Source organism: Aeromonas sp. TECH754, assembly GCF_056279295.1.
In genome coordinates this window covers 4,634,703-4,646,806 of sequence record NZ_JBWBRA010000001.1, presented here as the reverse complement: position 1 = coordinate 4,646,806, position 12,104 = coordinate 4,634,703, and the positions used below count along the sequence as shown (strand labels likewise).

Here is a 12,104-nt window from a genome sequence, read left to right as displayed (position 1 = left end):
CTCCCGTCCAGCCCATTATTTGAGCTTTTTCCGCCACTCTGGTGCACGGCTTGCAGACGGGACTCATAGCCCCAATCCCAGCCGGAATCCCTATGAGAGTCAATCAACCCGTCACCCAGCGTGAGCGTCTCTTTCCCGAGCATCAGAGCCTGATCTCGACCACGGATCTGGAGAGCCGTATCACCCATGCCAACGAGGAGTTCTGCCAGATCGCCGGCTTCGCGCTGGAGGAGCTGCAAGGATCCCCGCACAACCTGGTGCGCCACCCCGACATGCCGAGCCAAGCCTTCGCCGACATGTGGGCACACCTGCGCCAAAACAAGAGCTGGATGGGGCCGGTCAAGAACCGCTGCAAGAATGGCGATCACTACTGGGTCAATGCCTTCGTCACCCCCATTCAGGATGCCAACGGCAAGGTCGTGGAGTACCAATCCGTGCGCACCGCGCCGGATGGGGAGCTGAAGCAGCGGACGGAGCGGGTCTATGCCCAGATGCGGGAGGGGCAACAACCCCTGGCCCTGCGCCTACCAGCCTTCTCCCACACGCTCGTGCTCAACCTCTGCTTGCTGCTTGCCCTGATGGCCATGCTGGCGCTGGGCTATCGCCACGAGTCGGGTTGGCTGCTGGCCACAGCCGTCCTGCCGCTGGCGGGCGCTGCCCTTGTCGTCAACGCCCTCTCCCGGCGCCTTGGCACACTCGGCAAGCTGGCCCGCAACCGCTTCGACAACCCGCTGATGCAGTTGCTTTACACGGGCCGGGTCGACAACCTGGCCGCCGTCGAGCTCGCCATGCGGATGAATCAGGCCGAGTTCAACGCCGTGCTGGCCCGCACCCAGCAGACCTGCCAGCAGATCTTGCGGGCGGCGCAGACGGACTTGCACAACGCCGAGGCCATCACCGACAACCTGCAGCAGCAACAGGCGCAGACCAACCAGGTCGCCACCGCCATCACCGAAATGGCGGAATCCATCCGCGAGGTATCCCACAGCTCGACCGCCTCCTCCGATCGCTTGGACGAGACCGCCGATCTGTTCAAGGAGGGCAATCGGAGCGTGCTAGAGACCATGACTGCGGTAGAAGGAATGCACAGCGAGCTGGTCACATCCAAGGGGGTGATCAACACGCTCGCCACTCAATGCCGGGCCATCGACGGCATCCTGGATGTGATCAACAACATCGCCAACCAGACCAACCTGCTGGCCCTCAACGCCGCCATCGAGGCCGCCCGGGCCGGTGAGGCGGGCCGTGGCTTCTCGGTGGTGGCGGACGAGATCCGCTCCCTTGCCATCAAGACCCAGTCCTCCACCGGCGAGATCCAGAAGATGATCAGCCTGCTGCAGGGCAGTGCCGGGGATGCAGAGCAGGCCATGGAGAAGGGGGAACAGCTCTCTGCCAGTTGCCGGCTCAAGGCCTCCGCCACCGGCGACGTGCTGCAGCAGATAAGCGACCGCTTGCTGCAGGTGGCCGCCGGCAGCAGCCAGATTGCCCAGGCGGTGCAAGAACAATCCCAGGTCACCATGGACATCAACCGCAACGTGCTCAACATCAAGAGCCTCGCGGATGACTCCAGTCTGGGCAGCCAGCACGCGGTGCAGGGCGTCATCGCGCTGGTGCGGCAATTAAGCGAACTGGAGCGGCTGGTGCGCCAATTCCAGCAACGTCCCTCCCCCCATGCAGCCAGCGAATCGCTGTCCAGTGGTCGAGCCCTGCTCGCCCGCTGAGCCGATCCCGTCACAACCAAGAACTAAGTAAGCCGTGCGCTAAAAATGAATGGGCCCGTATCGTCACCGATACAGGGCCCATCGACATTATGGCGCCAGCGCAGGGATTTCTTTATCAGACCCCGACCCCACAAAGCGGCCAGCCGCTTATCCACCCGTACCACCACCGGCTTGCCCTTGCCGCTCTCGGAATAGCGGCTGTGCGACACCGCACTCGACAGGGTGATAGCCCCGAATTCACTCCCCCGCCCAGATGCGCTGTGAGCGTTGGGGGCCAGATGCCCATCACCACCTGTTATTAATAAATTTGTTGATCTGGCCCAGAAAACGCCCCTCTTCCGCTTCTCTCCCCAGCCCCGTTCGGTAACACTGCCATTTGGTAAATGTCTCGTCGGAATCACCCATGAGCCAGACCAGAGCCATATCGCAGGTAAAAAGCAGCAGACTGGAGGCTGTCATTCAGGGGCGGTAGCGTGGTTTTGCAGGTTGGCGCAGAGCGCAGCGAAGCCCAACAGACGAGCATTATCACGTCAACCAGAGCGAGATAAACATGGATTTGGTCGAACGGTAAAACAAATTTGCAGATACGTTTCGCGGTAAACGTTGGGCTTCACTTCGTTCAGCGCCAACCTACGATTTTTAGCCCAACATACGAGATGAGCGCCGTGTAGCGGCCAACAGGTCGGCGAGCGGCCCCCTCAGTCACAGGCAGGCACGGTATTGTGACATCCGATTCGCCAAAGCGAGGCAACAACGGCAGGCAATGGAAAGCCTGTCAGCAAAAGACGATTGTGACTGCCTTATCTTGATCTTGCTACAGCCCCAATACATGTAATTAATCATCTCATGGAACGAGCATGAAAATTGAATGTCCTAAATGCTTTAAAAAAAATGATTTGCATCTTGAAGCAAAAGTTAAATGTGGCAACTGCCAAGAGGAACTGACTGGAAATACGTTTAAAAAACCGATTATATCAGGTGGTGCTATATTAGCTATTGGTCTTGTGAGTGGACAGGTAGCTGACTATGCTTTCTTTGATAATCGATATCCCATGCTGGTCGAGTATTCAATTGTTGATACATGTACCAACTCAGATCAAGATTTGGTAAGTAAAACCATATATATTAATAGAAGAAACATTTGTTTATGCGCAATGACAGATACCATGAATGAAATTTCATATATTAGATACAAAGCTGATAACAAAAGTTTTTTATCAGCTTTTCAAAAAAACTCTAATGAATGCATAAGGCGGGAAGACTAGCTTCACCGCCCCTTTGTTATGATTTATTTGCCACTCTTTGATGGCGCGTTTCCTCTTCCCCCTCCTGAAATACCACCTGTTGTCGAAGGCCAGTTACCACCCGGACCAGGGTGTGACGAAGGGCCTCGATTACTACCTCCCTTACCTGAATTACCTGAATTACCTGAATTACCTGAATTACCTGAATTACCTGAGTGAGAATTTCCACCTTTTGCCATATATCGATACTCTCCATGTAAGTTCACATATCCAGAGACCGTCTGGATATGTGAAGGCTACCGGTAACATAGGGGACATTTGGAGACAAATATGCAACATGATGATTTTTCCGTAAAAATTAAAATGGAGCTTTCTAGGATCGGCTGGAGCCTTAATGATTTTGTTATAGAGTATGACAAATATTATTCATATAAGTCGAAACTCACCCTTGATTCATTCAAAAAACAGTTATCAAGGAAAACGACCAACCATTCTTTACTTAAAAACTACCTTTATTTCATCTATCAACATGAGACATGGCGGAGGTTAGATAATATCAAGCCCTCGTTTGTAGGCGATCATCTTGAGGAAGAGTTTATTTGTGAAATGACCAATATATCCCGCAGCATCACAAGAAAACTAAAAAAAGACTAATTTGAGCCCCCACCGTTCTGAGCGCTGCATAGCGGCCAACAAGTTGGCGAGCTGTCGCCTCAGTCTATTGCTTCCCCCTCCGACTCGCCGAGACGCAGGAGAGCGAATCGGCGGGGGTGCCTTTCTTTTGGTGACTTTACTTTGGCCACACAAAGAAAAATCACTCGCCACAGCCCGAAAAGCTGGCGAAACCCCGTATAACGGCAATCCAGCAGGGATTGTGATGTGAATCATAGGTAGAGGCCAGGCGCTTGACCGAGCGCCTTCCTCTTTGACGGTGCAATACGCTGCACTTATTGCACCCTACATCCATCTCAAAAACGCTCGGCGAAGAAATAGCGGCAGCGATAAAGGGAATGGTTGGCAGGCAATAAACAAGGGGGCAAACGCCCCCTTGTTTATCACTACTCGATATGTGCAAGCGCACCTTAGTCGATCAGCCCCCGCTGCCGCAGGGCGGTCAACAGCTCGTCCACCAGGGCTTCCACCGGCTTGCCGGCGTTAAGTAGATGAATTTCCGGCTGCTCGGGAGCCTCGTAGGCGGAATCGATACCGGTGAAATTGCGGATCTCGCCGGCCCGCGCCTTCTTGTAGAGCCCCTTGGGGTCCCGCTCTTCGCACACGGCGAGCGGCGCATCCACAAACACCTCGATAAACTCGTCGGCACCCAGGAGATTGCGCACCAGATCCCGTTCGGCACGAAACGGCGAGATAAAGGCGGTGAGGACGATAAGGCCCGCATCCACCATTAATTTCGCTACTTCGCCAACCCGGCGGATATTCTCCTGCCGGGCGGCATCGTCGAAGCCAAGATCACCACAGAGGCCGTGGCGCACGTTATCTCCATCCAGCAGATAGGTGTGCTTGCCCTCGGCTGCCAGCGCCTGCTCCAGCGCCCCCGCCAGGGTGGATTTGCCCGCCCCGGACAGCCCGGTAAACCAGAGCACCAGCGGCTTCTGCTCCTTCAACTGCGATCGGCTCTGCTTGCTGACGGCATGCTGATGCCACACGACGTTATTCATCCTGACTCCTTCTCTACGGCTCGTTCCCTCCCCCTCCCCCAAAGGGAGAGGGGATATTAAACCCCTTCTCCCTCTCTGTTTTTAATCGGCGGGAGAAGGGTTGGGGATGAGGGGAAGCGCTTCATCGCGCCCTCTCCCGAGGGAGAGGGCGCCAGGCTTTATTGCTTGCCGCTGTCGTTGCCGACTGCCAGCGCCTGCCAATGGGGGAAGTGCTTGCGCACCAGGGCGTTGAGCTCGATTTCGAACTCGCTGTACTGCCCTGCTTTGCCAGCAAGAGTCACCACCTGGGCCGCCAGCCCTTCCACTATCATGCCGGCACCGACGGTGACGTTGGTCAGCCGGTCGATCAGGATGAAGCTGCCGGTGTCGCGGATCTCTTGGTAGGGATCGAACGCCACCGGATCGGTCAGGCTCAGTTCGCACAGACCGATCTCGTTGAGCTTCAGTTCGCTCGCGTCCAGCTCGTCCAGCTTGTTGATCTCGATGCGGTGGCGAATGACCTCCACCTGGCCACGGGTCTTCTTGGTGGCCAGCTTGATGTCGTAGACCCGGCCCGGTTGCAGGGACTCCTCCCCCATCCAGACGATGTGGGCCAGCACGTTCTGGGTCACCTTGGGCTGGCGAGCGGCGTCCACCAGCAGATCGCCGCGGCTGATGTCGATCTCGTCCGCGAAGGTGACTGTGATGGCCTGACCCGGCAGGGCATACTCCAGATCCCCGTCGAAGGTGACGATGCGCGTCACCTTGCTCTGCTTGCCGGACGGCAGCACCGCCAGGGTGTCACCCACCCGCAAGATACCGGATGCCAGGGTGCCCGCGAAGCCGCGAAAGTCCAGGTTCGGGCGGCTGACATACTGCACCGGCAGGCGCACCGGGTGGCGTTCCAGCTCCCGCTCCACCTCGGCATTTTCCAGCAGGGAGAGCAGGGTCTCCCCCTGATACCAGGCCAGCTTGTCGCTCGGGTTGACCACGTTGTCCCCGTCCAGCGCCGAGACCGGCACTATCTGAATCGTCTCGACGTTGAGCTTCTTGGCGAACTCCCGATACTCGGCGCTGATGCGCTCGAACACCTGCTGGCTGAACTCCACCAGATCCATCTTGTTGACCGCTACCACGAACTGCTTGATACCAAGCAAGCTGGCGATAAAGCTGTGGCGACGGGTCTGATCCAGCACCCCCTTGCGGGCATCGATGAGGATGATGGCGAGATCGCAGGTGGAGGCGCCGGTGGCCATGTTGCGGGTGTACTGCTCGTGGCCCGGGGTATCCGAGATGATAAATTTGCGCTTGGCCGTGGAGAAGTAGCGGTAGGCCACGTCTATGGTGATGCCCTGCTCGCGCTCGGCCTGCAGGCCGTCCACCAGCAGCGCCAGATCCAGCTTCTCACCCGTGGTGCCGAGCTTCTGGCTGTCGGACTCCAGCGCCTTGAGCTGATCTTCATAGATCTGCTGGGAGTCGTGCAACAATCGGCCAATGAGAGTGCTCTTGCCGTCATCCACGCTGCCGCAGGTGAGAAAACGCAGCAGGCTCTTGTGCTGCTGGGCGTGCAGGTAGGTTTCGATGCCCTGCTCTGTGATGGCGGTCTGAATGTGGTTGTTCATGTGTCGATCCCTTAGAACATTTTTTTAGAAATAGCCCTGACGCTTCTTCTGCTCCATGGAGCCCGCCTGATCGTGGTCGATGAGTCGTCCCTGCCGCTCGCTCGAGGTGGTCAGCAGCATCTCCTCGATGATCTCCGGCAAGGTGGTGGCGTCGGATTCGATGGCCCCGGTCAGCGGGTAGCAACCGAGGGTGCGGAAGCGCACCAGCTCCTGCTTCACCTCGTCTTCCGGGCCTATTGGCATGCGCTCGTCATCCACCATGATCTTGATGCCGCTGCGCTCCACCACGGGGCGCACGGCAGCGAAGTAGAGCGGCACTATGTCGATGTTTTCCAGGTAGATGTATTGCCAGATATCGAGCTCGGTCCAGTTGGAGAGCGGGAACACCCGGATGCTCTCCCCCTTGTTGACCTGGCTGTTGTAGACGCGCCACAGCTCGGGCCTCTGGTTCTTGGGATCCCAGCGGTGAGACTTGTCACGGAAGGAGTAGACCCGCTCCTTGGCGCGGGATTTTTCCTCATCCCGGCGCGCGCCACCGAAGGCGGCGTCGAAGCCGTATTTGTTGAGCGCCTGCTTGAGCCCCTCGGTCTTCATGATGTCGGTGTGCTTGCCGCTGCCGTGCACGAAGGGGTTGATGTCCATCGCCAGACCGTCCGGGTTCTTATGGACGATGAGATCCAGCCCGTACTTGGCGGCGGTCTCGTCCCGGAACTTGATCATCTCCTTGAACTTCCAGTTGGTGTCCACGTGCAGCAGGGGGAAGGGGATCTTGCCCGGGTAGAAGGCCTTGCGGGCCAGGTGCAGCATGACGGAGGAGTCCTTGCCGATAGAGTACATCATCACCGGGTTTTCAAATTCGGCGGCCACCTCGCGGATGATGTGGATGCTCTCGGCTTCCAGTTGTTGCAGGTGGGTTAGTCTTTCACGATCCATGTCTGGGTCCTCAGTCATTACCAGCACGCCTTGGCGTGCCGTGGGTTCAGTGCGGCGCCGCGTCTGCAGCGCCGGAAAATCGATTCATCTTTGGCGGGAGATGGCTCAGGCCAGGCTGATCAGCTTCAGATCCGTGCTGCCCACATCGGCAACCTGCGCGCCCCCTTGCTCGCCAAACCAGGCGAGTTGCTCGCGCAGGGCCACCACTTCGCCGATGACGATGAGCGAGGGGCTTGCCGCCTGCTGGGCCAGACCCGCCAGCTCGCCAAGCGTGCCGATCAGCACGCGCTGGCACGGCTGGGTGCCCCGCTCGATGATGGCGATGGGGGTGGTTCGACTTCGGCCATGGTCGACCAGCTGCTGCTGAATGTGTTCGGAGCGCATCAGCCCCATGTAGATCACCAGGGTCTGGTTGGTGACGGCGAGCTGTTGCCAGTCCGGCTCCTTGCCATCCTTCTGACCCCCTTGCTGACAATGCCCGGTGATAAAGACGGCGCTCTGGGCATAGTCGCGGTGAGTGAGCGGAATACCGGCGTAGGCGGTGGCACCGGCGGCAGCCGTGATGCCGGGCACCACCGAGAAGGGAATACCCTCGGCGGCCAGCACTTCCAGCTCCTCGCCACCGCGGCCAAACATGAAGGGATCGCCGCCCTTGAGCCGCACCACCCGATTGCCCGCGCGGGCATATTCCACCAGCAGGCGGTTGGTCTCCTCCTGGGGTACGCTGTGGGCGCCGGCCTTCTTGCCGACCGACACCAGGGTCGCGTCCCGGCGCACCAGATCCAGGATCTCGGGGGAGACCAGCTGGTCGTAGAGCACCACTTCCGCCTGCTGGATCTGTTGCAGCCCCTTGAGGGTCAGCAGGCCAGGATCGCCGGGACCCGCACCCACCAGCACCACTTCGCCGACTTCAGTCTGGGCCTTGTCCAGCCCCTCATTGAGCCAATACTCGGCACTCTGCCAATCCTGCTGCTCGATCAGGCTGCCGAGGGTGTTGGAGGCAAAAGCACGCTCCCAGAAGCGGCGACGATCGGAGAGAGACGACAACACCCGTTTGGCCTTGCCACGCACCCGGCCGGAGAGTTCGGCCAACCCGCCCAGATGGCGGGGCAGCAGGCTCTCGAGTCGCTCGCGCAGCAACCGCACCAATACCGGCGCCTTGCCGCCGCTGGAAACGGCAACCACTATGGGGCTGCGATCGATGATCGACGGGAAGATAAAGCTGGAGCGCTGTGGGTCATCCACCACATTGACGAACAGGCCGAGGGCGTCGGCACTCTGGTAGACCAGGCCGTTGACTTCGAGGCTGTCGGTGGCCGCCACCACCAGGATCTGGCCCGCCAGATGGGCCGGGTCGAATCGCGCTGCCAGATGGGTGAAGCGATCGGCCAGTTCATTGAACGCCGAGTCGAGCACCGGGGAGACCAGGGTCAGCCGGGCGCCCGCCGCCAGCAGCAGGCGCGCCTTGCGCAGGGCAACCTCGCCCCCGCCCACCAGCAATACCGGGCGGCCTTCCAACTTGGCAAACATAGGTAAATAATCCATCAGGGCCCGCTCCTCGGCATACGACGACATCTGGGGCGACTATAGGCAGGCTGCTTATTCCTTCAAAATAATAAAAAATGCTCTTTAATGCGTTTTGGTAATTAGTAAAGCCCTATGCTGGCAAAGCCGAGTGAATGTCCTTGTGGTGCTGAGCACCAGACTCTAGGCTAGTGAAAGTGTTTCATAAGGAGCTTAATAATGAATGAGTCATTGATTGTATTGGGGATCTTCGTGTTCCTGGTACTCGCGACCCTGAGCGCCGGCATCAAGATAGTGCCGCAGGGTTACAACTGGACGGTGGAGCGCTTCGGCCGCTACACCCGCACCCTCTCCCCCGGCCTCAACCTGCTCATTCCCTATGTGGATCGCGTGGGACACAAGATCATCATGATGGAACAGGTGCTGGACATCCCGGCCCAGGAGGTGATCTCCCGCGACAACGCCAACGTCACCATAGACGCCATCAGCTTCGTGCAGGTGGTAGACGCCCGCAAGGGTGCCTACGAGGTCAACGATCTCACCAGCGCCATCCGCAACCTCACCATGACCAACATGCGGACCGTGCTCGGCGCCATGGAGCTGGACGAGATGCTGTCCCAGCGCGACACCATCAACGAGAAGCTGCTACGCACCATGGATGCCGCCACCGCTCCCTGGGGCATCAAGGTGACCCGGATCGAGATCAAGGATGTGCGCCCGCCGCTCGCGCTGGTAGAAGCCATGAACGCCCAGATGAAGGCCGAACGGCAGAAACGGGCCGAGGTGCTGGAGGCCGAAGGGGTGCGCCAGTCCAAGATCCTCAAGGCGGAGGGGGAGAAACAGTCCCAGATCCTGAAAGCCGAGGGCGAGCGCCAGGCCGCCTTCCTCGCCGCCGAGGCGCGCGAAAGGGCCGCCGAGGCCGAAGCCAAGGCGACCCACATGGTCTCAAGAGCCATAGCGGAAGGGGATATGCAGGCCATCAACTACTTCGTGGCCCAGAAATACACCGAGGCGCTGGCCCGTATCGGTGAAGGCCCCAACAGCAAGATCATCATGATGCCGCTGGAGGCGGGCAGCCTGATAGGCTCGGTCGCCGGTATGGCCGAGCTGTTCAACAAGGATGGCAAGGGCAACAAGTCATGACAGCCCTGTTCGAGGGGCTGACCCACTGGCACTGGCTGGGGCTGGGCTTCGCCCTGCTGGCCATCGAGGTGCTGGGATCGGTGGGCTTTCTGCTCTGGACCGGCATAGCCGCACTGGAAGTCGGGATCCTGCTGCTGCTGTTGCCCTTCGGCTGGCAAGCCCAGTTGCTGCTGTTCGCGGTGCAGTCCCTGCTCACCACCTGGGCCTGGTGGCGCTGGCAGCACAGGCGCGATCGCTCTAGCCAGGATGCGGCCAGCACCATCAACGAGCGGATGCACAGCTACCTGGGGCGGGAGCTGACCCTGCTGGATGATGTGATCCAAGGCAGCAGCCGGGTGCACCTGGACGACACCGTCTGGACGGTACGCTGCGAGGTCGCCCTGCCGGCGGGCAGCCGGGTCAAAGTGGTGGGCGCCGACTCCCACATCCTGCTGGTGGAGCCGCTGACCTGAGCGCGGTGCCTGCCCCTCAACCTCGTGAAAAACCCATAAAAAAACGGGCCCGACGCACAAGCGCCGGGCCCGTTTTCAGATGAGGTGCAGGCTTAGTTGGCCTTGGCATCGCTCACTGCAGCTTCCGCCTTGGTAGCTACGTCAGCAGCAGCCTTCTCGACGGTAGCAGAGGCTTCGGAAGCGGCCTTCTCTACGGTAGAGGCAGCTTCGCTAACAGTTGCAGCAACTTCGGCGGCCGGAGTAGCGGCCGGAGCGGCGGCTTCTTCTTTCTGACCACAGGCGGTCAACATCAGACCCAGGATACCGGCTACCAGTACTTTGTTCATGTGCATACCCTCAAAAAAAGATGGAGAGATGGTCTCGACGACCATCACTGTGCGTCTTCACCCCCGGTAAGCAAAGCCATACACCGGGAGCCAGGAGGCGCGCGAAATATAGCGCCATACGCCGCCAATGAAAACGCATATCACAATGATATTTTCTCGTGAGCTGGATGAAAAGAACTACTGCAACGACAAATATTAATATAATCCACCATAGAACATCGTCAATTGCATAATAAAACACCGTTACCCACGCCATTACCAGCCACTCATTGCCGTTTCACCCAACCGGCTCCGGCCCCGAAAATCGACCTCAGTCAGACAGCTTCTGACAGCTCAACCGTTTGCCCTGGCTGTCGCTCTCCCTGGCCAGATCCAGCAGCGCCATCACCGCCAGTGCCTCCGGCGCAGGCACCGGGTTGCTGGCTTCGCCTCTGATGGCGGCGCAGATCCCACGGTAATACGCGCCGTAGTCACCCGCCTCACCGGCCACTGCGTGCTGCTGCACCTGACCATCCCGGATGCGGCTGAGCTGGCCCGGCTCCGGATCCCGGCCCCATTCGGCAGCGGGCGGACGCAGGCCGAGCTTGAGCTGCTCCTCCTGCACGTCCATGCCGAACTTGATGAAGGACCCTTCGCTGCCGTGGATCACGAAGCGCGGCATGGTGGCGGACACCAGGCAGCTGCCGTGCAGGATCACCCGCAGCGCGCCGTAGCCCAGCACCACGTGGAAGTAGTCATCGCTCAGGGCACCGGGGCGCTGCTGGGCCAGATCGGCCTGGATCCAGTCGGGCTGGCCGAACAGCTGCAGCGATTGGTCGAGGATGTGCGGGCCGAGATCGAACCAGAGGCCGGAGCCCGGACCACCGGCCTCGCGCCAGCGCTGACGCACCTCGGGGCGATAACGGTCAAAGTGGGATTCAAACTGGGCAATCTCGCCAAGCGCTCCCTCGGCCAGCAGCCGGCGCACCGTGAGGAAGTCCCCGTCCCAGCGCCGGTTGTGGAAGATGCTGAGCAGCCGTTGCTGCTTCTGCGCCAGCTCCACCAGCGCCTCGGCTTCGGTCAGATCCAGCGCGAACGGCTTGTCGATCACCACGTGCTTGCCTGCCAGCAGTGCCTGACGGGCGATGGGGGCATGGGTGTCGTTCGGCGTGGCGATCACCACCAGATCCACGCTCGGATCGGCCAGCACCTGTTCCAGGGTACCGACCTGGCAACCGGGCAACTCTGCCTGCACCTTGGCGGCATCCCGGCTCACCACCCAACCGAGGGAGAGACCCGGGGTAGTGGTCAAGAAGGGGGCATGAAAGGTCTGGCCTGCAAAGCCATAGCCCACCAGGGCGGCGTTGATTGTGTGACTCATGGGATTCTCCGCTGAACTCTGTCCATTATGATAAGCGTCGGCTGGGCTCTCGCCCAAAAAACAAGGGGGCCCAAGCCCCCGTTTGCGCTCATCAGAGCACAGGATTTATTGCCAACACAAGCCG

General features: G+C 59.6%; 11 protein-coding genes. 5 read left to right on the top strand and 6 right to left on the bottom strand.

Features of this window, described 5'->3' with window-relative positions; genetic code table 11:
- Positions 1-92 precede the first annotated feature (92 nt).
- The 3 genes from ACZ9IL_RS21355 to ACZ9IL_RS21345 all read left to right on the top strand — a co-directional run bounded on the left by ACZ9IL_RS21355 (position 93) and on the right by ACZ9IL_RS21345 (position 3,619).
- Entirely contained in the window at positions 93-1,721 is a 1,629-nt protein-coding gene (locus ACZ9IL_RS21355; protein ID WP_476005246.1) for a methyl-accepting chemotaxis protein, read from the top strand.
- Between the two features lie 857 nt (positions 1,722-2,578).
- On the top strand, positions 2,579-2,986 hold the full coding sequence (locus ACZ9IL_RS21350; RefSeq protein WP_476005245.1) for an eS27 family ribosomal protein: 408 nt from the start codon (positions 2,579-2,581) through the stop codon (positions 2,984-2,986).
- Positions 2,987-3,295: 309 nt separating this feature from the next.
- The gene (locus ACZ9IL_RS21345) at positions 3,296-3,619 is read left to right on the top strand and encodes a hypothetical protein (RefSeq protein ID WP_476005244.1); all 324 of its coding nucleotides are present in this window, start codon (positions 3,296-3,298) and stop codon (positions 3,617-3,619) included.
- A gap of 428 nt (positions 3,620-4,047) precedes the next feature.
- Here the strand turns inward: ACZ9IL_RS21345 and cysC are convergent, their stop codons facing one another.
- The 4 genes from cysC to cysG all read right to left on the bottom strand — a co-directional run bounded on the left by cysC (position 4,048) and on the right by cysG (position 8,720).
- Entirely contained in the window at positions 4,048-4,641 is a 594-nt protein-coding gene (cysC, locus tag ACZ9IL_RS21340; RefSeq protein ID WP_476005243.1) for an adenylyl-sulfate kinase, read from the bottom strand.
- Positions 4,642-4,799: 158 nt separating this feature from the next.
- Positions 4,800-6,242, bottom strand: a complete 1,443-nt coding sequence (gene cysN, locus ACZ9IL_RS21335) for a sulfate adenylyltransferase subunit CysN (RefSeq protein ID WP_476005242.1) — start codon at positions 6,240-6,242, stop codon at positions 4,800-4,802.
- A 24-nt stretch (positions 6,243-6,266) separates the two neighbouring features.
- Positions 6,267-7,175: a sulfate adenylyltransferase subunit CysD gene (gene cysD, locus ACZ9IL_RS21330; protein WP_033128808.1), complete on the bottom strand. Its 909-nt coding sequence runs from the start codon at positions 7,173-7,175 to the stop codon at positions 6,267-6,269.
- 105 nt (positions 7,176-7,280) lie between these two features.
- Positions 7,281-8,720: a siroheme synthase CysG gene (gene cysG, locus ACZ9IL_RS21325; protein WP_476005241.1), complete on the bottom strand. Its 1,440-nt coding sequence runs from the start codon at positions 8,718-8,720 to the stop codon at positions 7,281-7,283.
- 198 nt (positions 8,721-8,918) lie between these two features.
- Between cysG and ACZ9IL_RS21320 the strand changes: the two genes are divergently transcribed.
- Entirely contained in the window at positions 8,919-9,842 is a 924-nt protein-coding gene (locus ACZ9IL_RS21320; protein ID WP_476005240.1) for an SPFH domain-containing protein, read from the top strand.
- Positions 9,839-10,294 carry an NfeD family protein gene (locus ACZ9IL_RS21315; protein WP_476005239.1) on the top strand — a complete coding sequence of 152 codons (456 nt, stop codon included), beginning with the start codon at positions 9,839-9,841 and terminating at the stop codon, positions 10,292-10,294. Before ACZ9IL_RS21320 ends, ACZ9IL_RS21315 begins: the two co-directional genes overlap by 4 nt.
- 92 nt (positions 10,295-10,386) lie before the next feature.
- On the opposite strand, the gene ACZ9IL_RS21310 is transcribed toward ACZ9IL_RS21315, so the two are convergent.
- Positions 10,387-10,620 carry a hypothetical protein gene (locus ACZ9IL_RS21310; protein WP_033128959.1) on the bottom strand — a complete coding sequence of 78 codons (234 nt, stop codon included), beginning with the start codon at positions 10,618-10,620 and terminating at the stop codon, positions 10,387-10,389.
- 310 nt (positions 10,621-10,930) lie between these two features.
- Entirely contained in the window at positions 10,931-11,980 is a 1,050-nt protein-coding gene (locus tag ACZ9IL_RS21305; RefSeq protein ID WP_476005238.1) for an oxidoreductase, read from the bottom strand.
- Between the last annotated feature and the right edge of the window lie 124 nt (positions 11,981-12,104).

What these genes read in the sequence shown, in the direction of transcription:
- ACZ9IL_RS21315 (WP_476005239.1), top strand. Translation starts at nt 9,839, where the DNA reads ATGACAGCCCTGTTCGAGGGGCTGACCCACTGGCACTGGCTGGGGCTG.
- ACZ9IL_RS21345 (WP_476005244.1), top strand. Translation starts at nt 3,296, where the DNA reads ATGCAACATGATGATTTTTCCGTAAAAATTAAAATGGAGCTTTCTAGG.
- cysG (WP_476005241.1), bottom strand. Translation starts at nt 8,720, where the DNA reads ATGGATTATTTACCTATGTTTGCCAAGTTGGAAGGCCGCCCGGTATTG.
- ACZ9IL_RS21320 (WP_476005240.1), top strand. Translation starts at nt 8,919, where the DNA reads ATGAATGAGTCATTGATTGTATTGGGGATCTTCGTGTTCCTGGTACTC.
- cysD (WP_033128808.1), bottom strand. Translation starts at nt 7,175, where the DNA reads ATGGATCGTGAAAGACTAACCCACCTGCAACAACTGGAAGCCGAGAGC.
- ACZ9IL_RS21310 (WP_033128959.1), bottom strand. Translation starts at nt 10,620, where the DNA reads ATGAACAAAGTACTGGTAGCCGGTATCCTGGGTCTGATGTTGACCGCC.
- ACZ9IL_RS21350 (WP_476005245.1), top strand. Translation starts at nt 2,579, where the DNA reads ATGAAAATTGAATGTCCTAAATGCTTTAAAAAAAATGATTTGCATCTT.
- ACZ9IL_RS21305 (WP_476005238.1), bottom strand. Translation starts at nt 11,980, where the DNA reads ATGAGTCACACAATCAACGCCGCCCTGGTGGGCTATGGCTTTGCAGGC.
- cysN (WP_476005242.1), bottom strand. Translation starts at nt 6,242, where the DNA reads ATGAACAACCACATTCAGACCGCCATCACAGAGCAGGGCATCGAAACC.
- cysC (WP_476005243.1), bottom strand. Translation starts at nt 4,641, where the DNA reads ATGAATAACGTCGTGTGGCATCAGCATGCCGTCAGCAAGCAGAGCCGA.
- ACZ9IL_RS21355 (WP_476005246.1), top strand. Translation starts at nt 93, where the DNA reads ATGAGAGTCAATCAACCCGTCACCCAGCGTGAGCGTCTCTTTCCCGAG.